General features: G+C 48.7%; 23 protein-coding genes. 2 read left to right on the forward strand and 21 right to left on the reverse strand.

The features are described from left to right. On the forward strand, positions 1 to 91 hold a 91-nt coding region (locus CSQ88_RS17995; RefSeq protein ID WP_143449393.1), incomplete at its 5' end, for an IS3 family transposase. A 56-nt stretch (positions 92 to 147) separates the two neighbouring features. On the opposite strand, the gene rbsB is transcribed toward CSQ88_RS17995, so the two are convergent. The 21 genes from rbsB to CSQ88_RS18105 form a co-directional block, all read right to left on the reverse strand. Further along, positions 148 to 1,086, reverse strand: coding sequence for a ribose ABC transporter substrate-binding protein RbsB (gene rbsB / locus CSQ88_RS18000; RefSeq protein WP_099399469.1), 939 nt, complete (start codon positions 1,084 to 1,086; stop codon positions 148 to 150). Positions 1,087 to 1,346: 260 nt separating this feature from the next. Next, complete coding sequence (rbsC, locus tag CSQ88_RS18005; protein WP_099399470.1) at positions 1,347 to 2,285, reverse strand: ribose ABC transporter permease; 939 nt, start codon at positions 2,283 to 2,285, stop codon at positions 1,347 to 1,349. A 2-nt stretch (positions 2,286 to 2,287) separates the two neighbouring features. Continuing rightward, positions 2,288 to 3,763 (reverse strand): sugar ABC transporter ATP-binding protein, encoded by a 1,476-nt coding sequence (locus tag CSQ88_RS18010; protein ID WP_099399471.1) that lies wholly within the window; start codon positions 3,761 to 3,763, stop codon positions 2,288 to 2,290. 272 nt (positions 3,764 to 4,035) lie between these two features. Continuing rightward, positions 4,036 to 4,434, reverse strand: a complete 399-nt coding sequence (rbsD, locus tag CSQ88_RS18015) for a D-ribose pyranase (RefSeq protein WP_099399472.1) — start codon at positions 4,432 to 4,434, stop codon at positions 4,036 to 4,038. Next, entirely contained in the window at positions 4,431 to 5,315 is an 885-nt protein-coding gene (rbsK, locus tag CSQ88_RS18020) for a ribokinase (RefSeq protein ID WP_099399473.1), read from the reverse strand. Before rbsK ends, rbsD begins: the two co-directional genes overlap by 4 nt. A gap of 383 nt (positions 5,316 to 5,698) precedes the next feature. Next, on the reverse strand, positions 5,699 to 7,006 hold the full coding sequence (locus CSQ88_RS18030; protein WP_099399475.1) for a GGDEF domain-containing protein: 1,308 nt from the start codon (positions 7,004 to 7,006) through the stop codon (positions 5,699 to 5,701). 374 nt (positions 7,007 to 7,380) lie between these two features. Then, complete coding sequence (locus tag CSQ88_RS18035; protein WP_099399476.1) at positions 7,381 to 9,354, reverse strand: TonB-dependent copper receptor; 1,974 nt, start codon at positions 9,352 to 9,354, stop codon at positions 7,381 to 7,383. 317 nt (positions 9,355 to 9,671) lie between these two features. Beyond that, positions 9,672 to 10,274, reverse strand: a complete 603-nt coding sequence (locus CSQ88_RS18040) for an SCO family protein (RefSeq protein WP_099399477.1) — start codon at positions 10,272 to 10,274, stop codon at positions 9,672 to 9,674. Positions 10,275 to 10,290: 16 nt separating this feature from the next. Then, positions 10,291 to 11,043, reverse strand: a complete 753-nt coding sequence (locus CSQ88_RS18045) for a formylglycine-generating enzyme family protein (protein ID WP_099399478.1) — start codon at positions 11,041 to 11,043, stop codon at positions 10,291 to 10,293. Continuing rightward, a complete protein-coding gene (locus CSQ88_RS18050) occupies positions 11,040 to 11,417 on the reverse strand; it encodes a cytochrome c (protein ID WP_180273718.1) in 378 nt (125 codons plus the stop codon). The genes CSQ88_RS18045 and CSQ88_RS18050 overlap by 4 nt, the downstream gene beginning before the upstream one ends. A gap of 52 nt (positions 11,418 to 11,469) precedes the next feature. Then, on the reverse strand, positions 11,470 to 12,513 hold the full coding sequence (gene nirK, locus CSQ88_RS18055) for a copper-containing nitrite reductase (protein WP_099399480.1): 1,044 nt from the start codon (positions 12,511 to 12,513) through the stop codon (positions 11,470 to 11,472). Positions 12,514 to 12,808: 295 nt separating this feature from the next. After that, on the reverse strand, positions 12,809 to 13,126 hold the full coding sequence (locus CSQ88_RS18060; protein WP_099399481.1) for a DUF2249 domain-containing protein: 318 nt from the start codon (positions 13,124 to 13,126) through the stop codon (positions 12,809 to 12,811). Between the two features lie 125 nt (positions 13,127 to 13,251). After that, positions 13,252 to 15,522 (reverse strand): nitric-oxide reductase large subunit, encoded by a 2,271-nt coding sequence (locus tag CSQ88_RS18065; protein ID WP_099399482.1) that lies wholly within the window; start codon positions 15,520 to 15,522, stop codon positions 13,252 to 13,254. Positions 15,523 to 15,734: 212 nt separating this feature from the next. Then, a complete protein-coding gene (locus CSQ88_RS18070) occupies positions 15,735 to 16,520 on the reverse strand; it encodes a DUF2063 domain-containing protein (protein WP_099399483.1) in 786 nt (261 codons plus the stop codon). Then, positions 16,495 to 17,328 carry a DUF692 domain-containing protein gene (locus tag CSQ88_RS18075; RefSeq protein WP_099399484.1) on the reverse strand — a complete coding sequence of 278 codons (834 nt, stop codon included), beginning with the start codon at positions 17,326 to 17,328 and terminating at the stop codon, positions 16,495 to 16,497. Before CSQ88_RS18075 ends, CSQ88_RS18070 begins: the two co-directional genes overlap by 26 nt. Before the next feature lie 152 nt (positions 17,329 to 17,480). Then, complete coding sequence (locus CSQ88_RS18080; protein WP_099399485.1) at positions 17,481 to 17,738, reverse strand: hypothetical protein; 258 nt, start codon at positions 17,736 to 17,738, stop codon at positions 17,481 to 17,483. A 184-nt stretch (positions 17,739 to 17,922) separates the two neighbouring features. After that, entirely contained in the window at positions 17,923 to 18,135 is a 213-nt protein-coding gene (locus CSQ88_RS18085) for a VF530 family DNA-binding protein (RefSeq protein WP_099399491.1), read from the reverse strand. A 167-nt stretch (positions 18,136 to 18,302) separates the two neighbouring features. Continuing rightward, positions 18,303 to 18,755, reverse strand: coding sequence for an Rrf2 family transcriptional regulator (locus CSQ88_RS18090; protein WP_099399486.1), 453 nt, complete (start codon positions 18,753 to 18,755; stop codon positions 18,303 to 18,305). A gap of 280 nt (positions 18,756 to 19,035) precedes the next feature. Next, on the reverse strand, positions 19,036 to 20,031 hold the full coding sequence (locus CSQ88_RS18095; RefSeq protein ID WP_099399487.1) for a LacI family DNA-binding transcriptional regulator: 996 nt from the start codon (positions 20,029 to 20,031) through the stop codon (positions 19,036 to 19,038). A gap of 71 nt (positions 20,032 to 20,102) precedes the next feature. Beyond that, entirely contained in the window at positions 20,103 to 20,747 is a 645-nt protein-coding gene (locus CSQ88_RS18100; RefSeq protein ID WP_099399488.1) for a glutathione S-transferase, read from the reverse strand. A gap of 76 nt (positions 20,748 to 20,823) precedes the next feature. Next, a complete protein-coding gene (locus tag CSQ88_RS18105) occupies positions 20,824 to 21,453 on the reverse strand; it encodes a LysE family translocator (protein WP_099399489.1) in 630 nt (209 codons plus the stop codon). A 315-nt stretch (positions 21,454 to 21,768) separates the two neighbouring features. Here CSQ88_RS18105 and CSQ88_RS18110 point away from each other — a divergent pair, with 315 nt between their 5' ends. After that, positions 21,769 to 22,017 (forward strand): GntR family transcriptional regulator, encoded by a 249-nt coding sequence (locus CSQ88_RS18110; protein WP_099399490.1) that lies wholly within the window; start codon positions 21,769 to 21,771, stop codon positions 22,015 to 22,017. The last annotated feature ends 121 nt before the right edge of the window (positions 22,018 to 22,138 follow it).

Here is a 22,138-nt window from a genome sequence, read left to right on the forward strand (position 1 = left end):
TTACATCCATTACTATAACCACGACCGAATCAAACTGAAGTTAAAAGGGCTGAGTCCTGTGCAATACAGAACCCAGCCCTTGAGCGCCTAGCTTTTATACTGTCCAACTAATTGGGGTCAGTTCAAAGATGCAGGCTTTTTTATGACTTACTTAACCAGCTCTAAAGGCACTGGAATATTTTTCTCTGGTGCCTGGCCGTCGATAATTTTCTTAGCCGCTTCAATCCCCATTTTGCCGATCAGCTCAGGTTTTTGTTGTACGGTAGCGGCCATTTTGCCGGCTTTTACTGCAGCCACAGCATCTGCTGTGGCATCAAAGCCCACCACAACCACATTTTTCAGGCCAGCAGCTTCAAGCGCCTGTACGGCACCCAGGGCCATTTCATCGTTGTGGGCAAATACGGCTTTAATCTTTTTATTGCCTTGCAGGATGTTTTCCATCACAGACAAGCCTTTCGCGCGATCAAAATCAGCAGGTTGCTTGGCGGCGACTTTTACGCCTTTTTCAGCATCCACACCGGCATGAAAGCCCTGGCCACGCTCACGCGCTGCAGAAGAGCCGGCAATGCCTTCCAACTCGGCGATTTCACCTTGCTTGCCGATTTTTTCTAGCAGAAACGCTGCTGCCATTTTGCCGCCCGCTACATTATCTGAAGCAATATGGCTGACCACTTCGCCGCCATTGACGCTGCGATCCAGTGTAATTACGGGGATTTTTGCCGCATTCGCTTGTTTAACGGCAGACACCAGCGCATCAGAGTCTGTTGGGTTAATCAGAATCACTTTTACTTTTTTCTGGATTAAATCTTCTATGCTGGCAATTTGTTTAGCCGCATCGTCTTGCGCGTCTACGGTAATCAGCGTCAGGCCATTGGCTTTGGCTGCTTCTTCTGCACCTTGTTTTAAGGTGACAAAGAAAGGATTATTTTGGGTGGAAACCGCTAAGCCAACTGTATTGCTGCTTGCAGTTTCGGCAACCGGCGGGGCAGAAGCCGCTGGTGCTGCGCTTTCTGGGCCTTGCTTGGAGCAGGCAGAAAAAGCAAGGGCCATTGAGGCGATCAGAAGAGGTTTGAGCCAAGTTTTCATGTTTAAAGCCTTGTGTGTGAAGGACGACGACATTAGCACTGGCGACTTCTGCGCCATTGAGTGCTTCTTTTTAGCCCGGCGATATATTGCTAGGCTTGAAAAATAGGTGGGAAGGGGCCCGCCCTATTAACAAAAGGGGGATGTGTAGTTTGGGTTGGCGGGGGCGTCCGCTCCAAATCGGCGGACAACTCTGCTAAGCCAAACTGTGAAATCATCATTCCCTAGTATTTTGACTTTAGGGGCGTGAGCCCCGTAGCCCTTTATTTCTTAGCACTTCTGTCCAGTAATACTGCCAGCAGGATAACGCTTCCCTTAATAACTTGCTGGTAAAATGATGACACAGATAGTAAGTTCAAGCCATTATTGAGAACCCCTATCAACACTGCGCCGATCAGGGTGCCAACAATCCAGCCCCGGCCACCGGATAAGCTGGTGCCGCCTAAAACAACCGCTGCAATAGCGTCCAGCTCGTATCCCATGCCCGCATTGGGCTGGGCGGAGTTCAAGCGCGAGGTAAGGATGACACCTGCCAGGGCCGATAAACCACCAGAAAGGGTGTAAACCCAAAGCTTGACGCGGTTTACTTTTACGCCAGAGATCAGCGAGGCTTCTTCATTGCCGCCCACTGCATAAACATGGCGGCCAAATACGGTTTTTTTGAGCACAAACCAAAGGGCAATAAAGGCAAGTGTTGTGGCCAGCACGGGTACAGGAATCAGATTGCCGATATAGCCTGCGCCCAGCATAGAGAAAAAGTCGCTGTTAAAGCCGGTAATCGGGCGGCCATCCGATGCCACCAGCGCCAGGCCGCGAAATACCGTCATCGTGCCAAGAGTGGCAATAAAGGGCGCTACTTTGCCGCGGCTGATAATGATGCCGTTGACAGCACCCAGCGCAGCACCCGCCAATACGCCAAATAGGGTTGCAAGTACCGGATCAATGCCTGCCGCCATCATGCTGGCAATGGCTACTGAAGAAAGTGCCAGTACCGCGCCGACGGATAAATCAATCCCGCCAAGTAAAATCACAAAAGTCATACCAAAGGCGATCAGGGCATTGATCGATACTTGGCGCAACACATTCAGCAGATTATTAACGGTGAGAAAATCTCGGCTCATGACTGACAAAACGCCAGAAATAAGCAGCAGTGCAAGTAGGGGGCCTAGCTTTTGTAGCGTGGCTTTTTGGCTTTGGTTCATGATTACTGGCCTCCGGTGGCGGCGTGCATAATTGATTCTTGGGTGGCCGTTTTCGCGTCGAAAATGCCGGCGCTTTGTCCCTGGTGCATCACCAGGATGCGATCGCTCATGGCGAGTACTTCGGGCAGCTCGGATGAGATCATTAAAATGGCGACGCCACTGGCGGCCAGCTCATTAATAATGTGGTAAATCTCAGCCTTACCGCCCACGTCTACCCCTCGGGTGGGCTCGTCTAAAAACAGCACCTTGGGGGCAATTCCCAGCCATTTAGCAAATACCACTTTTTGCTGATTGCCGCCCGATAGCGATTTGACTTCTAAATCTGCATCACGGGTGCGGATAGACAATTTGCGTATCTTTTCGCCGACGTTGTTACTTTCGGCGTCTCTATCAATAACACCCATTTTGCTTGGGGTATGAGTCAGGCTGATGTTTTCTTTTACCGATAAACCCAGCACAAGGCCCTGTGATTTTCTGTCTTCGGTGACATAGCCTATGCCGTGGCTGATGGCATCAATCGCTGAATTGCAATGCACTTGCTTGCCATCAAGCCAGATTTGCCCTGCTGATTTGGGCGAGAGTCCAAACAGGCTATGAGCAATTTCGCTGCGCCCCGCACCCATCAGGCCCGCTACGCCCAGCACTTCGCCCTGGCGAATTTCAAAATTGATGCCACTGATGGTGTGCTCATCAGCAAGGTTTTCTACCTTAAAGCGCACAGGCCCAAGGGCGCTGCTGCGCTTGGGGTAGCGATCGCCAATTTCACGCCCCACCATCATTTTGACGATTTCATCAAAGCGCGTTTCTTTGATGACACGGGTGCCGACAAATTGCCCGTCGCGTAAGACCGAGATGCGATCGCAGACCTGAAAGATTTCTTCCATCCGGTGCGATACATACACAATGCCTACACCGCGCGACTTTAAATCTTGCATCAGCTTAAATAAAACTTCGATTTCCCGATTGCTGAGCGCCGCCGTTGGCTCATCCATGATTAGGACTTGCGCGTTGAGCGACAGCGCTTTGGCAATCTCCACCATTTGCTGCTGGCCGATAGATAAGCTGCCTGCTTCCCTGTCCGGGTCGATATTTGTAATGCCTAAGAGGGCCAGATATTCGCGGCAAAGCGCGCGCATTTCGCCGGATTTCAGCCAGCCGCCACGGGTTTTTTCACGCCCTAAAAACAGATTATCCATCACCGATAATTCACGGATCAGGTTCAGCTCCTGGTGAATGATGGCAATACCCAGCGCTTCGGCTTCTTTGGGGCTGTGAATGGCAACTGGCCGGCCATCAACATGAATACGGCCAGCATCGCTTGGGTAAATGCCGGTGAGGATTTTCATCAGCGTCGATTTACCCGCGCCGTTTTCACCCATCAGCGCATGAATCTCGCCGCGTTCCAGCGCAAAATCCACGCCTTCCAGCACCTTAACCGGGCCAAAAGATTTATTGATGCCTTGCATTTGGATCAGCATACGAAAGCCTTGGTTTTTAATGAGTGACGGTTTTTAAAACATGGGGTGTATATACAAACCCAGATCTTGAAACACGGAGGACACAGAGAACACGGAGTCTCACGGAGGAAAACAATGAGAAAAAATCTTGTGCTTATGGGTTTAATTTGATGCGAAGCAGGTGCCGCTAATCAAGTAAAAACCGGAAAACTCTCCATTAGTTTTTCTCCGTGTAACTCTGTGTCCTCCGTGTTCTCTGTGGTTCAAGATTTGGGTTTTGCTGTAACAGAACCTTAAAAAATCACCCCCGAATGCAGAATGATGTTGGCGTAGGGCGATGCTTCGCCGGTGCGGATCACGGCTTTGGCCTTGTGGCACAGCTGTTTGAATTCTTCATGGCTGACAAAATCAATACTAATACCTGACGATTGCATGGCTTGTGCCTGAGCTGCAACTGTTGGATTTTTTGCCAGGCATTCTGTGGCAAATACGGCACGCTCTACCTGCATATCGGCAAGGATTTCCTGCAGCGTGTCTACAAAGCTGGGCTGGCCCAGTTTGAGTGCCAGATCGATGCGCTCTACATGATCAGGAATCGGCAGGCCGCAATCGGCAATTACAATGCTGTCGGTGTGGCCCAATTGGGCGAGAACGCGGGCGATATCGCTGTTTAAGATGCCGTGCTTTTTCATGATTGCTTCTTTAAAAATTGTTCGAGTTCTGCAAGGGTGGGCATGCCGCCCTGTGCGCCAGCGCGGGTAACCGATAATGCTCCTGCGGCGCTGGCTCTTTTAGTGGCTTCCGCGATGCCCAGGTGCCAGAAAGTGGCGAGTGCGCCGTTAAAGGTGTCGCCTGCGCCGGTGCTGTCGGCCAGATCGACCTTAAAGCCCGGCTGATGTTGAAGCTGCCCGCCCTGATTAAACCAGGCACCATCACTGCCCTTGGTCATCACCGCTGCGTGCTTAGCCAGGACGGCTTTCCAATCACCTTCTGATTCACCCAGCGCTTCCAGCAGCTCAAATTCATTCGGGGTGAGCAGGGTGCACAGCGCCAGTAATTCAGCGGGTAAAGCCTGCGCAGGAGCGGGGTTCAGAAAGAAAGGTTTACCGTGTTTCTGAGCGAGCTTTGCCGCGGCCAGCACCGTATCCAGAGGGATTTCCAGCTGGGCCAAAATCACGTCGGCATCGATAAAGGCGGCCTCTGCGGTGCTGATATCGCTTGGGCTAAGCTGCATATTTGCGCCTGGCACCACCACAATGGCGTTATCTCCCTGGCAGAGCGTAATCAGCGCCACACCGGTAGCCGTATCCGGGCTGGTTTTAAGCCAGCGGGTATCAATCCCTTCAGCCGCAAGGCCAGCGGTCAGCGTTTTGCCGAATTCGTCATTGCCGACACAGCCGATCATCGCAACCGAAGCGCCAAGGCGCTGTGCGGCCACGGCCTGATTAGCCCCTTTGCCACCCGGATGCGTTGCAAACTGCTCGCCAAACAGCGTTTCGCCCATGCGGGGAAACTGCTGGGTATGGACCACTAAATCCATATTTATGCTGCCAACGACGACTACTTTTGTCATGTTGCACCTTTACATTTTCTGATTGCGGCTTGATTTATGAGTAATGCTAAACCGTACGCAGCAATAAATATAGATCTAAATCAAGAAAATGTAGTGCTTTTCAAAAAACTACGGGATTTTCCTGATGGGGGGATGGCCAGGGCAGCCTGCAGGCGGAAAACAAGGTGCCAAGAGGAGGGGGGGGCAAATCAGGGGGGTGTAAAGAGCAAGGTCTTGCCCCCATAGAAAAGATGCAAAGCCCTCGCTGCTGAGTGGGATATTCTGCTTATCCTGCTAAGGCTTAATAGCGAACCACCGAGAACTCAAAGTTTCACCAGGTAAAACCAAGTTTTGCAAATTAATTCTTTGTGGTTCGGGATGTGGTTTTTATAGCTAGGTCGTTTTTACTCTGCCACTTCTACCCGATTCCGACCGCCGGCTTTTGCCCGGTAGAGCGCGAGATCGGCTCTGTGCAACGCTTCTTCAAAGCTTTCACCTGTCTGCCGCTCCGCCACGCCAAAGCTGCTACTCAGGGGGATTTCTGAGGGCCAGTCTTGCTTCAAGAGGGACAGGCGTAGTTTTTCTGCAAGCAGCTCGGCTTGTGCTAAGCAGCTGTGCTGGCAAAGTAAGAGAAACTCTTCGCCGCCTAAGCGAATCAGTTTTTCGCTAGGGCGAATTTGTTGCTGGGTATGTTGTGCAAGCTGGCAAAGCACCTGATCGCCAATGCCATGGCCATAGTGATCATTAATTTTTTTGAAATGGTCGATATCAATAAAAATAATACTGAGTAAGCTATCGGGCGGCTCATTGGCGAGTAATACGCTTAGCCCTTCACGATTAAATGCAAGGGTGAGTGGATCACGCATGCTGCGCTCGGTGAGTAATTGATTGGTTTTTTGCAGATTGAGTTGCGCATTTTCTAAATCTTGCTGGCGCTGATTGCTGCGCTGTAAAGCGTGCATGGCACGGCGTAATTCGGTAATTAGCCAAAACGCGGCGCTGCCTCCCCATAATAAAAGAAGTAATAGTTGCAAAGTATCATTATTGATCCATTTGCCACGAAACTCGATATAAGCCAGATCAATACGTATATTGGACAGTTCCGGGTAAAGGCCTGTTGCCAGACGAATTTCTCTTATATTACTAAATTCATTATTGGTCCATTTAGGTGGTATTTTTTTATCAGCAATCCACCATGAGGCCACATTAAATTGATGCCATTTAAGGTTTTGCGTGCTCCAGCCTGCAGCTCCGGGCAGGTAAACCTCGGTAAATTTCTGACTGCGATAATCACTTTCAATACTATATTCGGGGTTGAAATTAACCATCACTAAATTGACTTGTTCACGCGTATTTTGATAGCGATAGCGAATGGTAATGTCTGTATATTTGGATAAATCAATTCCTTGCGTGCCATTGCTCAAGTCGAAATCAATCGAGCAATATGGGGTGCGATGACCTTTATTCAGCTGGCAGTCTAAGCGCCAGTATTTGGGGTTGACGCTAATTAAAGCAATACTTTTTCCACCATTATTATCTCTGTCGTCACTGGCACTGATTTTATTAAAATTGCCGGGGTCAAAGCGTAAATATAAATTCATGCCATAGTGTTGCCACAGTAATAATGAGGCGGTCAGCAGGATGAGCAGGCCAAGCACAAAATGGATAGGTTGAAGAATGCGCCACTGACTGATGATTTTCTGTGCGGGCATGAGCAAACCTATTGATAACAATTAGTATGCAGTATCGGATTGAAATTTATAAATGGCTAGCCCAAATTGGTCACTTGTCTTGCTTACATTAATATGCAAAAAGCTTTTAATTCTCTTATTAACCTTGTTAGTGCTTAAGTAATGGTGATTTCGGAGCGGATTACTTTTTGGGCTATGAGATGGCTCACAATCATTCAGGGGCTGGAGTGCTTCAGGGCGAGCCAACTTTGGGTATTTACCTGCTATGAATCCAGCGCCACATCAGGATTTACCACTCAGTGGCGGCAATACACTGCATGCTGCGTATGCCGCCTAGCCCCTGTAAAAAACATCACGCCTGTTTAAGCGATGATGAGCTTTAAATCCTCTGCCCTTTATAAATTGATTTGACCTTTTAGCCAAAGCGTTCTGCCTGGCTCGTTGATTTTGCTGGTTTGTAAATAGCCACCCACCATCGCGCCAGCACGGCTGATGTGTTCTGAATAGTTACGATCAAAGAGATTATCAACACCGATGCTCAGCTGGCTGTTTTTGCTTGGCTTGTAAGCGGCGTTGAGCGAGAAAATTGTAAAGCCAGCCGTGCTGCCCGTATCTTGCCCAACGATATTACCCTTGCCTATATCGATTCTATTTTGTGCGGAAACCGCACGAATCAAGCCGCCCACATTCCAATTGGCCTCATTCCAGCTGATATTTAAGCGGCTTTCTAGTGGGGGGATTTGGGCCAGGTCGCTATGATCGGTATGATTATTGCCACGCACATAAGAGAGCGCTAGTTCGCTTTTTAGCTTGGGGCTGATCTGGTAAGCCAGCCCCATTTCACCGCCCCATGTGCTGGCGCCTACATTACGGCTGATGGTTTTTGTGCCCATGCTGCCATTGGGCACGCCGGACTGAATCAAAATATAATCATCAATCAGGTTATAAAACGCAGAGGCGCTGAGCGATAAGGGGCCACTTTGATGGATTGCGCCAAGATCGAGTTGGCTGGTTTTTTCTGTGGCGGTATGAAATGCAGAATTGCTGTCTGCGCTTTGCTTACTGATCAGCTCCCAGTAATCTGGCGCGCGCTCGCTGCGGCCTAAGCCCGCATAAACCATCGTGTCTGTGCTGATATCTTGCTCAAGGCGCACAAAGCCGCTGCCCAGCACTTCATTGCGTTCTTGTCTCGCGCTTGCGCTGCTCAGGCGTCTGTCGTTGGCCTGCCAAAAGTCGGCACGCGCGCCGCTGATCAGGCGTGATTGCTCGCTGATAAAGTAACTGAACTCAGCAAAGACGCCGCTGTTTTTAAAGCGGGCATCGTCGATGCGTGGTTTATTTTGATAATCTTTGCCGGTGCGTAAGCTATGCTCATCCTGCTGGAAATCCAGGCCGGTTTTTAATTGGCTTTCCTCACTGGTATTGAGTGTGGCCACCATGCGCCCGCCCCAGGTCAGGCGATCCGGATTGCTGGCCATTTCCTTGCCCGGCATGTAGGGGCGCAGGCTGTAGTTATCCATCACATGAACGATATAAGCGTGTGAAAGTTGCGCGTCGATTTGCTTAAGCAGTGGAGAGATATTCTTTTTGCTGAATTTAAAGCTCAGGCTGTTACGCGCAAACTGGCTGCCATCCATGCCGCGATCGGCGTAAGCGGCTTCACCATCGCTTTGGGTCGCAGAAAATTGCAAGCGGGTATCTTCATCGGGCGTCCAGCCCAGAGTCAGGTTGGCACTGTGCCTTTGGTAATTGGAATGCACGGCGTTGCCATTGCCATCCTTGTAATCATCTTGCCGGGAGTGAGTGGCAATCACGCTGACATCGGCCTTGCCATTGCCGGCAGCAAGCTCGCTCATGGCATCAAAGCGGCCAAAGCTGCCAACGGTGAGCGCCGCATTGGCCTTGATGCCGCCTTGCGAAAACGTGCCGGGTTTGCGCTCAAACAGTACCGTGCCCGCAGAGTTACCCGGCCCATACAGCACGGTTTGTGGCCCTTTGAGCAGGCTCACTTTGTCGTAAGAATCAGCAAAAATATAGGCCGTGGGCGGGTCCATACGGCCACCGCAGCCTCCTAGAATCTGCTCGCCATCTAGCAAAATATTCAGCCTGGAGCCTGCCATGCCACGGAAAACCGGATCGCCATCAATCCCCCCTTTGCGAATTACATTCATGCCTGGAATGGTTTTTAAAAAACTAGCCCCATCGGTGGCGGGCAAGGGTTGTTGCGGGTTTCTTGCATCAAACTCCACTTTTAGCGCCTCTTGCATGGCCGGCGCGGTGACGATAACAGGGGAGAGTTGAATGGTTTCTGCGTTGGAAAAGGGAGTTGAAAATGCGGTGCTTAATGCAAGGACGATTATTTTTTTCATTGCTTAGGTTCAATCATTGATTTAATGTGTTTTAAAAAATTAATCTATTTTTTATAAAAGAATACTCACTTATGTGATTAGAATGTTGCGCCAAGTCAGCCAGTGCTTGATTAAATTTTATCAACTCATGGATTTGAACCGCAGGACCGGCATAAGCTGCGAATGTTTATATACACAGCGCTTTCGTAGCTTATGCCACTTTTACGAAAAACGTTATACCTTTAGGTTGTTGTTTCTTATATTCATATCATTGTTTATGAAATAAATTTTGCATGATGGTTAAGATTAAATCAGTATTTATATACGAAGGCGGGCGGCTATAAATTGGATAGTATTGCTGCCAGTATCTCTGGATCAGGTGTAATACTGAGTGTATCGCTTGTTTTAATGATTATCCCCTGCTGATTCATTAAAATAAATCGGGTATTGTGATTAATCTCGCCATTGGCCGCACGGCGATATTTAATACCTAGCGAGGCAGCAATTTGCCGGGTATGGCCGTCGTTATCACTGACGGCCAGCCGATAAGCAGCTGGATCAAATTGATGAACTTTAGCTAATCCAGCCAGCGATTGAGGCGTATCAATGCCGGGGTTTAAACTAATTAATAGCGCCCTGATATTTTTGCGTTGGGCAAGGGGCACTGCTTCAATAGTGCGTTTTACGTTTTCCATCACAATTGGGCAAGATAGATTGCAATCGCCATAAAACATTGAAATTATCGTTATTCTGGCCTGCTCATCGGCGAGCTTAAATGAGTTGCCTGCCTGATCGATTAAAGGGGTATCGATTTGATAGAGTGAATTTCCACTTGGAGCAGCCACGGTACTGGCTGCTTTGTGTGCGGCATGATCATCGCAGGCAATACTTGCCGCGCTGATGGTAAGTAAAATACTAAGTAAAAGTGTTTTCATTAACATGATTTTTTCCTATTAACTATTGCATTGGCTTGGCACAACGAAAGCCAAGGGTATTTACCGTGTCGCGGCCATTTAATGCCGACAATAAGGCAATGCGCATTAAGATGGCGTAATTCTCTTTATCTCCCAGCGATAAGCTGGCCGCGCCGCAGGTTTCTAATATCGTTTGATCGCCTTGGCTTCGGCTATCAGTGGTCACAAATAGCCCATTAAAATCTTCTACCCATTCCCAAATCGACTGGTGCATATCGTAAATGCCATAGATATTGGCGGCGTGTTGGACAGATTGGCTTAATGGGAAAATAGCTGGCTCGGCATACCAAGATAATATTTTGGCACGCCAAAGCGGATCATTTCTGGCATCTTTACGCAGTGCGTCTGCAGCTGCGGCGAATTCCCATTGAGACCAAGTGGGCAATTGTGCCTGCTCGCTTTCACAATAGGCATTAGCGGCAAACCAGCTAATTTGGGTGACAGGGACGTGGGCCTGATTGGGTGAATAATCTATGGCTGATTGCCAATTGGCTAAATAGCCAGCGCTGGCAAAAAGGGGGGCAATCTGCCCGCGCTGCCACTGAGGATTGTTTTTTAAAAAGATTAAATAATCCTGATGATTCACCGGCTTAGATCTTAAACGATAAGCCGCCACTTGCACCGTTTCACCATCGGTAGGCAAAGCGGTGCGTAAAGTGCCACCCGCTATTGGCATATAGTCAGCAGCAAATACGCTGCTGATTAGGCTGAATGCCAATAGGGCAAGGGTTTTCATTTTGGAACCCGTAGTTTTTTAACCTGATCCACTTTAAAGATGGGCTTGCCACTATTCATGGCGACGCTCACATAATTTAATACATCGGTAATTTCCTGATCATTTAAATTTTGTGGGGGCATCGCGGATACAAATTTCTGGCCATTGACCGTGACTTCGCCGCTTAAGCCTTGGTCTAATATTTTAATGATTTGTGCTGGATTAGATTTTTTAAAATAATCAGATTTATTGAGGGGGGGAAATGCACCGGCTAATCCTTCGCCATTGGCCATATGGCAGCTGGTACAGGTTTTGTCGTAAATAGCTTTGCCTGCGCTCACATCAGTAGCGAATACAGGTAATGATAAAAAGGTCAACAATAAGAGCGATTTCATAATTTTCACCTTGATCATTGGGCTTGGGGCGGGGAGCCTCCAAGCCATAGGTTTATTCAGCGCTTAATTTACTTTGTATGCCCTTGCTATAGATTTCAGGATGCTCGTCCCCCGTCACCGACATAATGCCAATTGCCCCTTTATGAAAGGCACGACTTAAAGCATGGTCAACAAGGGTTAAATTGCCGGGTACTTTGGTGGTAAATTCAACCATTGCTGAACCACCTGGGGGCACGGCGGTGGTTTGTACTTGTTCTTGGAATTTTAATCCGCCTTCAAAATAAACCTTATCAAACACCGCACCAATAATATGAAAACTAGATAATAAATTTGGCCCGCCATCCCCAAAGAAAATACGCACTTTGTCATTTACTTTGGCGGTGAGTGCATTTTTGCCGGTGAGTGAATTAGAAGCGCCATTAAATAAAACATAACTGGCTTTTTCATCAATTGATTTTTGCATATCAAAGGGCTGCATACCGCCAGCACCAAATGCACCAGGAGTATAAAAATCACCCTGCATCACGTAATACTCTTTATCTGCTGGCGCTAAGCCTTCTTTAGGCTCCACCAAAATCATGCCGTACATGCCATTGGCAATATGCATCGCCACGGGGGCTGTGGCGCAGTGATAAACATAGAGGCCGGGGTTTAATGCTTTAAAAGTAAATTTGGCCTGATTACCTGGTGCAATCAGTGTTTGTGATGCGCCGCCACCGGGGCCGGATACGGCGTGTAAATCAATATTGTGCGGCAATTTGCTGCTGGCTAAATTCTTTAAATTAAGCTCTACCGTATCACCTTCGCGTACCCGAATCATTTTGCCTGGAACGGTGCCGCCAAAGGTCCAAAACATATATTTGGTGCCGGGGGTGATTTCGCGCACCATTTCTTCAACAGTGAGATTAACGATGACTTTAGCGGGGGTTTTACGCGTAATGGCCGGCGGTACATTGGGCGGAGCTAATAGAATGGCGGTTTCTATTGGTAAAGTGGCTTCTGTTTCAGCCCATGTCAATGGCGCTGTTAAAGCACTGCAAATAAGCAAAGATTTAAATGCCCGCATGGTATTTAAATAACAGGATTTCAGTTTCATGATGAAGCTCCATCTGTCGTGTGTGTTTGTGTTTTTCTATGTATATATTGTATTTAATATGCATATTTTATATTGATAAAAATCAACAAGCGGTGGGATCGTTTTTTACTTCTTACAGGCATAAAAAAACGGCGCATCTTGGCACCGTTTTTTTTGTAAGTCATTGTTTTTTATGAAGAAAAACTTTGATTGCTTTTCAATATTGTCATCCCCGATGGTTTTTGCCGGGGGCCAGTAGTGCGACTGGATTGCCGATAAAAACACTCGGGAATGACATTTTTATAAGCGCTTAAAACTATTGCCCGCTACACGCACAGCCACCGCTGCCGCAGCCTTCATCTGCCGCAGCTGGCTTAGGATGAATCGAGAAATCAATGACAATCGATCCATGTTCGCGCTGAATATATGTAGCTTTCACTTGGCCTTGATAACGCTGCTCAATCTGGGCTAATAAAGGCAATGGATCGTGATCATTTATAAAGCGCATTGTTTCGCCAGCATTAAGCGATTCGATAGCCCCAAAGATCGCCGCATGGCGAAAGCGCTTGGCGACACCGCGCGCATCAAAGCCATATACGCCGTCTAATTGATTGGGGAGGCTACAGTCATGCATGGTGATTCCTTTCATTAAAAATAAATATATGGCGTGGTTGGCGTTCTGCGCTGGGTAATAAAGCTGCCCAGCTTCGAGTACGCCCTATGTTGGGGGCAACTGCTCCAACTTCATTTTAATGACTTTTAAGCGTCGACCAACTTCCCCGCAGGTAAAGGCTGGCTGCGATCTCGGCCCAGTAGTTTCAGGGCAAATACGGCCAGATACACCACACCTGCCGAGAACACGATATCGCCAGGCACGCGCAGCCAGACTAGGGCTTCCATCACAGGGGAATGGATGATCTCGGCGGAGCGGGCATACCACAGGCCGTGTTCTACGCTGGCAATGGCTTGGTAAATACCGGATGGCAGCAGCGACATAAATACCATCATAAACAGGCCAATATTCAGCGACCAGAAAGCCGGTTTTAGCAGCTTGTCATTCCAATTAGCTGCAGGCGCAAGGCCGCGTAAGCAGAACAACATCAGGCCGATACCCAGCATGCCGTACACCCCAAATAGCGCGGCGTGGCCGTGGGCTGCGGTCATGTTTAAGCCTTGCACGTAATACAGCGAGATCGGCGGGTTAATCGCAAAGCCCAGCAAGCCCGCGCCCACGGTATTCCAAAACCCGACCGCCACAAAACACATAATTGCCCAACGATATTTAGCAACCCATGGTGCCGCTTGGTTGTGACGATAGGTTTGATAGGCTTCTGCACCAATCAGCGCCAATGGCACTACTTCTAAGGCAGAGAACATCGCGCCGACGGCAATGACGCTAGTTGGAGAGCCGGTAAAGTAAAGGTGATGCAGCGTGCCTAAAATACCGCCAAATAAGAACACAATCGTTTCAAGCACAATAGCGCGGTTGGCCGATGCGGCACGGATCAAGCCCAGGCGGCTGAGCAGCAGCGCAATCACGGCGGTGGCAAATACTTCAAAGAAGCCCTCTACCCATAGATGCACCAGCCACCAGCGCCAGTATTCAATCAGCGCGTAATGGGTTTTTTGCCCCCATACAAGGGATGATGCGTAAAACAGGCCGATACATACTGCAGAGATAAACACCATGGCGATCAGGCCTTGGCTTTCTGATGGTTTACGCAGTGCGGGCCATAAGCCACGTCCTAGTAAGCCCGCCCAAATCAGCAGGCCAATAAACAGCAGGATTTGCCAGACACGGCCCATGCTGGTGTATTCCAAGCCTTGATTGCCCAGCCAAAAACTATAGCTGGTACCCAAACGTTGTAAGGTACCGACCCAGCCACATGCAATCGATCCAACCACAATCAAGAGCAGCGCATAAAACAACACATCCACGCCGAGTTTTTGCATATTAGGCTCTTTGCCACCTAATACCGGCGCTAAAAACAGGCCCGTTGCCAGCCATGCGGTGGCAATCCACAACACGCCAAGCTGAGTATGAATGGTGCGGCTAATGGTAAACGGCAGTACTTCTGCCAGCGGAATCCCAAAGAAGCTACCGCCTTCTACCTGGTAATGGGCGGAGATAATCCCCATCCCCACTTGCGCCATCAGCAGGCCAATCACCACATAGAAATACTTCATGGTGGCTTTCATCGATGGCGTCAGTTTCAAGGTGACCAGCGGATCATTTTCTGGGCAAATCACCGGCTCTTCATCGCGGTGCATTTGGTGGAATAAGACCATGGCTGCAATACCGGCGATCAACAGAATAATGCTGGCAATCGACCAAACGCTGGTGCCGGTGGTCGGGGTATTAGCCACCAGTGGCTCGTGCGGCCAGTTGCTGGTGTAGGAAATATGATCAAGGCCGGGGCGATTAGTGGTGGCTGACCATGCAGACCAAAAGAAGAAAGCAGGCAGTGCTTTCAAGTCGTCAGCATTTTTAATCGAGCCAGAAATCATCGCGTATTGCTCGCGCAGCTTGTCTTGCGAAGTATCGCTACCAAACAGGCCCATATAGTGCTGCGCTACTTGTTCGATCGCCACGGCTCTGTCTGCTTGGATAGTGAGCGTGTCGCTGGCTTTATCGTAAGTATTGCTACGCATCACCGAGATTAAACGTGCATCCAGCGGCGCTTGCTCTTCACGGCTCAGCTGGCTGTAGTCTTTTTTAAACTGCTGTTTCGCCCAGATGTCACGCAGGGTAACCGCTTCGCGGTGCAGCCAATCGGCAGACCAATCAGGAGCGACATAACTGCCATGCCCCCAAACCGAACCCATCTGCTGGCCACCTGCGGACAACCAGGCCTCCTGCCCGCGCTGAATTTGCTCGCCGCTATACAGCAGCTTGCCGCTGCTACTTAAAACTTGTTGGGGAATCGGCGGTTTCTCCAGGTAAATTTCCCGACCTATCCAGCCGAGCACGGCAAAAGACAGGAAGAAAATAACCGCAAGCGAGCGCCAGAGATTACGCGTTTTATGCATGATGTGCTCCGGGTGGGTGAGGTGTGTTGAGATTTATATATGCATAATATATACATATTTTAAAAAGATGTAAATAATATGCATATTTAAATTTAGATAAGTTTGGTGTGGAGGTAGGCACTTCCCGGCTGGAAGTATTGTTAAGTGAAGGCCCCCCGGGCAGCACCGCTGGGGCCCCGATACAAGTACTTGGGGATGGCTGGTTTGAAGCCTTATCCTGAGTGTATTTTCTGAGCAGGGACGGCTGTAATCAGCCCCTGCTCAATCCATGTTCGTAAAAAAACTGCGGCTGTCAGAGGCACGTCGTTGATATCGTCGCTCAGGAGTGCCTCACAAATGGAGGAAAAGTTTGCGCCGCTGGCCAGTAAGTTTAAGGCATGAATTTCTGCTGGATTGGCACTGCGCCAATGGATGCTTAAATCAGGCTTTCGCCAGACTAAACAGGGCTGTGGAAGGCATTGTGGCTCTGGCGGCGTTTGCTCTGCCATCAGTGCTTGCCACACCTTAGGCGCGTTCCATTGCAGCGATAAAATACTTAAGGAAGGATGCAGCTTAAAGCTCAGCTGGCCCCAATCCCCGGCTGGAATCGCTTGGAGGTTTTCCAGCGTCATCAGGGGGGCGTCAGCGGCATCCACGGCATGGCGCAAAGCCCATTCAAAAGCAGCGAGTTCAGCAAAAATGGGGACGCTGGCATAGGGTGCCTCCTGCGCGAGGAAGGTGGCCAGCTGATCGCCAAACCAGCGTATCGATGGGTGCGATGAGGGATGGGCGGGCAGATAAGTACGGGCCAGGGTGTAAAAATCATCGTCGCCCAGAATTTGAAACAGGGCTGGGTAATTGTTTTGCAACGCCTCGGCTAAGCGCAAAAAATAGCCATCAGCGTAGATGGCGATTTCCCGCTTGCGGCTGATACTTCCCTGATTGAGCGGCTGCTGCATTTGATCGCTGGCCGTCAGAATACTGGCCTGTAAATCACGCTGCCATGCGTGCAGATTCATGGGTAGCTCCTGTCTGGCGGGCTTGATCCAGCTCGGCTAATAATTCGGGCAGAGCCGGGATATTTGCATCGCGCTCAATCATGGTGGGAATCGCACCCCATTGGCTTATCGCTTGAGCATATAAAGACCACACTTCGGTGCAGATGGCCTGATCGTGGGTATCTATGCAATGATCGCCATAATCGGTGTGCCCAGCCAGGTGAGTATAGGCGATGCGCTGGCGGGGAATATTTTGTAAATAGCGCAGCGGATCAAAACAATGATTACGGCTGGAAACATAGATATTGTTAATGTCGAGGAGTAGCTCGCAATCGGCCTCAGAGAGGATGGCGCTGATAAATTCCCACTCTTGCAGATTGGCTTGGGCTTCGAGATAGGTCGAGGCGTTTTCAATTACCAGCCGCCGGCCCAGAAAATCCTGCACCTGCCGGATTCTTCCGGACACATGTCTGACCGCTTCTTCGGTATAGGGAATTGGCAGCAAATCATGCAGGTATTTGCCGTCCACGCCTGTCCAGCAAAGATGATCTGAAATCGCCAATGGCTCAACACGCTTGGCCAAAGCTTTAATCTCTGCAAGGTAATTAAAATCAATGGGATCAACCGAGCCCAAATTCATCGCCACACCGTGCATCACCATTGGATAATCACGGCGAATTTGCTCCAGGTAATAAAGTGGCTTGCCACCGGGAACGAGGTAATTATCTGAAATGATTTCCAGCCAGTCCACGGGCTGTTTCCGGGCTAAAAAATCAGCATAGTGTTCTGGTCGCAGACCGAGTCCAAAGCCTTTGAGAGTTTGATTCATAGTGGCTCAGATAAAAAAAGGGGCGGGCTCCTTTTGTAAAGGAATTGCAGCCCGAAATCAGGCTGCAGATCAGACCAAAAGGCTTTGAATAATTGATTATTTATCGCTCAAATAAAAAGGGAGCTGAGAGGGCCCCCTTTGTAATATTGAGTTTATAAAACTTTCCCGCCCTGATCGCCGCAAGCTTTGGCGCTGGCTGCCGGCAGCCAACCATGACCTTTACAAACGTTCTGTCCTTTGCAGGCGTTATCCGCTGTTTTACACATGGATGTGCCTTTACAGCTATTAATCCCCGCGCACTTTACTTCTTTGCTTGCATCGCCTGATGCGGGCATTTCCTCAGCATGCGCCGCAAAAGTGAAAAGTGTTGCAGCTGCCGCGGCTAAGGTTGCTCCGGTTATACGATTCATGGTCAATCTCCAATTTTTGCAGGATAGTCAACAAGCATGATTACTTGCTGATCCTTAGTCGTAGCAGACTGGCAAAATATGACGAAGATTTTTATATATTTTTTTGCAGGGTGTTGAGGCCGGGCTGCATCATGTGTTTGAAGATGGGGTATGACTAACTTTTGAGGATGCAGGATCTTTTGTGTTAGCGGCGCATTCTGGCGTCCAGCTCTTCTACTTTGCTGCGTGCCCAAGGGGTGCGGCGTAGGAATTTTAGGCTGGATTTGATGGATGGGTCTTTTTCAAAGCATTGAATCGGGATACGGCGGGCCAGCTCTGGCCAGCCAAAATGATCGACTAAATCGGTCAGGATTTTTTCCAGGGTGATGCCGTGCTGGGGATTATTTATTTGGGTCATGGTTGTCTGGTGTTGCAGTGCAGATTTGAAAGGCTGAAAACTTGATTGGTCAGGTTTGAAAAAGCGTAAAGAAAGGGTACTAAAAACGGTTTTCCCCATGAAACGTCGAGGTCTCTGTGGCCTTCGTGTTTTAAGGCTTGGGTTGCCAGAGATGGGGCGCTCCTAGATCAGTCTTTTACCTGTACTAAGGGAATACTAAAAATTGCGTTCAGCTCGGCTGGATTCTTAATTAAATCCTGCAGGGTATAGCGGTCCAGCACGCTGTAAAATGCCTGCATAGCCTCAAACAGCACGCCTTTTAAGCGGCAGATACCATCAATGCTGCAGCTGGAATGTGCATGATCAAAGCATTCTACAACCGGGCTGTCTGCCTCGCTGAGGCGCACCAAAGCGCCAACGCTGATCTGATTTGCCGGGCGGGATAAGCGCATCCCACCCCCTTTGCCCCGGGTGGTTTCTAAAAAACCATTACGCGCCAGAAAGCTCATGACTTTCATTAGATGATTGTCAGAAACGCCATAGGCCGAGGCAATCTCCCCTCGCGTTACAATGCCATCATTTTGTACGCCAACGTAAATTAAAGTGCGCAAACAGTAATCAGTAAAAACATTCAGGCGCATCGCGGTTGTCCGGACTTTAAAATAAGCATTTATAGTACATCTTTAGCGCAGATAAGAATATGGCATTTAATGCTAGGGTCTGTTGACGTTTCATTCACTGCGTTATGCTCCTCGACAATAACCAGTTATTGCCTTCGTCGCATGCCTTGTGCTTGGCCGTTTTCCGGCTCAGCGCAATTGTGAATGAAACGTCAACAGACCCTAGTGGCTTGGGGATGGGTGATACAGGCTGACAGGGCGGCGGGCGGCCCGCGCAGGCCAACCGGTCTGCCACTCACTCTTAACTACGCTGATGCAAGCTTGCAGCAATCCACACCGAATCCACCGCTTCGCCCTGCATCAGTTTTAAGACTCTTGCAAGGCTTTCGCTGGCGAGCTGCTGGCTGTCTTGCACCACGGATTGAATACCCCAGGGCAGGCAGTTGAGCAGGTTATGATCGTCAAAAGTCATTAAATGCCTGGGCATGCCATTTTGTTTTTCGTTGATATACGCCAGCGCGCCTTCCAGCAGGGTCAGCGAGCCGGTAAACAGGCTGTCGGGATAATGCCCAAGGCGCTCATAGCATTCAGCCATCATGCTGTAGCCCGATGGGCGCAGATAATCTCTTTGCCAGACCCAATATTCCTGCTCTGGCACAGCGCTTAATTCCAAACCTTTGCGATAGCCAGCCAGCCGGTCCTGGCTGGGGGATAAATCGGCTTGCCCGCCAAAATAAACCACTTCTTTGCTGCCGCCCGCGATGGTTTGCATGACCAAGGAGGTAACGGCATCAATGGCGTCGGTGACCACAAAGGGAATCGGGCAGTTTTTAATATGGCGGTCAACAAACACCAGCGGCAGGCGCAAAGACCATTTTAAATATTGTGTGGCATCGCTGCTGCAGGGCACCACAATCAGGCCGTCTACCTGGCGGGTGAGCAGATGCTCAATGCCTGCTGTTTCCATGCTGGCCTGCTCATTACTGCTCATCACCAGCAGCTGATAGCCTGCCTCGCGGCATAATGGCTCTAAAGCTTGCGCCAGGCTGGCGTGGGCAAAGTTGCTGAGCTCCGGCACAAGTAAACCTAAAGTGCCGCTTTTGCGGGAGCGCAGCGTTTTGGCTGATTGCGAGGGCTGAAAATGATGCTCGCGTGCAATCGCCAGTACGCGCTCCTTGGTGGCTTCCGCGATACGGTATTCTGCCGAGCGTCCGTTAAGGACAAGGCTGGCCGTGGTTTTGGAAACATTGGCCAGGCGGGCAATGTCATCCATCGTTAGGCGTATAAATTGGCTCACAATGACTCTTAATGCACATTCAAGTTGCAAGGTTACCTAAAAAACAGCAACTTGGATTGCGTAATTGTATTTTAAGGAAAAATAAAAGGGCGGGCCCCTGCCTGCCAGACTGCAAATTTTTGCATCACGTTTTGATAATCACGGCTGCTGCAGAAAAAATTCAACCACTGCTTTAACTTAGGATAGGGCGCAGCGTCAAACCATTTTGGATCAACGCCGGCAAACTGGCGAATAAAAGGAAATATCGCTACATCTGCCAGGCTGATTTTATTCGAGAGTAGAAAAGTAGTCTGCGCCAACCGGGTTTCTAAATCACATAAAAATAACTCACCCTGATGACGATAGTATTCTTTGGGCTGATCAGGATAGCGGTCAGCGTATTTATATTGATCAAGATGCGTTTTAAATACCCGATCATTATGATCTATTAATAGGGCAATTTGGGTGCTTAGTACCGTACTTTGCCGACAAAGCCATTGCTGCGGATCATTTTGCAATAATGCCCATTGCATAATCTCCAGACTTTGCTCTATGACATTTTCATTATTTAAAACCAATACCGGCACGGTGCCTTTGGGCGAGGCGAGCAGTAATTCTGCAGGCTTATCTCTCAGCACAATTTCACGTAATTCAACTTGAATACCAGAATACTGAATCGCCATTCTGGCACGCATGGCATAGGGGCAACGGCGGAAGGAATAGAGAATCGGCAGCATGGGCGCAAAGGGCAAACAGGATGTTCACCATGATACGCGAATTGACAGGCAGCAAGAGCAGAAGGGCAGGGGGATTTTATGCCAGAAAGCTGCGAGCGAGCATTGCGGCTACGGCCAGAAGTAAAACGGCACTGGTTTTATGCAGTAAAGATTGCCTGGATGGCTGATCAAGTAGTGGCTTAATCCGCTGGCCAAAATAACAATAGCTGCAACCACTGGCAAATTGAAGAACAAGAAATGTGATTCCTAAAATAGAAATATCTGTCATTTGGTGATCTTTATGTGCTGAAAACTGAGGAAAAACAGCTGTAAACATCAGGATTGTTTTTGGATTAGAAATTCCTGTTAGCATCCCTTTGCTAAATAAATCTTTGAAGTTCTTAAGATCTATATGAGTGTTTATTTGTATTTCTTTGCTGGTCCATTGTTTGTAAGTAAGATAAATAATATAGCTGATGCCTATGAGTTGAATGGTGTGAGTTAGCAGTGGGTAATTCTTAATTATTTCTGAAAGGCCTATAGAAAAAATAATAATTGAAATTAAATAAGCAAGGCTTGCACCCATTTGTGCAGGGAGCGCACTTTTCAATCCACTTTTCAGACCAAGGCTAAGCAAGAAAATGGTCATTGGCCCCGGGCTGAATGTCATCGTAAAGCAAAAAATAACAGAATATACGAAATTATCAAGGCTTAGTCCTGTAGTCATTCTGCAGCATCCTTTATGGTTTTTTCTAATACAGAAACGTGAATTTATATCTGCGAATTGATATTGCTGGGCGCTTTTTTATTTGGTCCGGTATGGGCGTTAAATTTGGGGCTGCCTGGGGATCAATAAATTAAAAAAATCAGTGTTACTGTTTTGTAAATTTATTTATTTTGAATAAATAGCATTTTTTTATTTAAAATATTGCAAGGCCTGATTTAGCCAGTGTAGTTTGAATAACAAGGGGCATACAGCTTAAGTAATGATTTAACCGGCCTTGCTTTACCGGTAAAATATGCGGCAAACAAAGAGAGTTCCATGACATTTCCTGCTGTTCATTTTCAAAAAGGGACTTCTAAAGTCCGGCAAATAATTGAGGTTGTATCTGCGTCAATAGAGAGCGGCGTGTTGCCTGCGGGTAGCAAGTTGCCCTCCGTCAGAGAGTTAACTTTGCTCTTGGGGGTGGGTAAATTTACGGTCATTGATGCGCTGGATCGCTTACGTGCGCGAAATTTACTGATATCCAGGCAGGGCAGGGGATATTTTGTGGTGGCGCAAAGTCGGTAATTGTCAAGATAGTTGAGATGTTTTTACGATTTAAGCGACCTGTAATTCCTCGCCTGTTTTAGGCTCAATAGCCCGGTCCGGGTTCAATTGCACTTCATCTTGCCAGCTCCAGTTCCGAGTC

The organism is Iodobacter sp. BJB302 (assembly GCF_002735645.1).
Lineage (GTDB): Bacteria > Pseudomonadota > Gammaproteobacteria > Burkholderiales > Chitinibacteraceae > Iodobacter.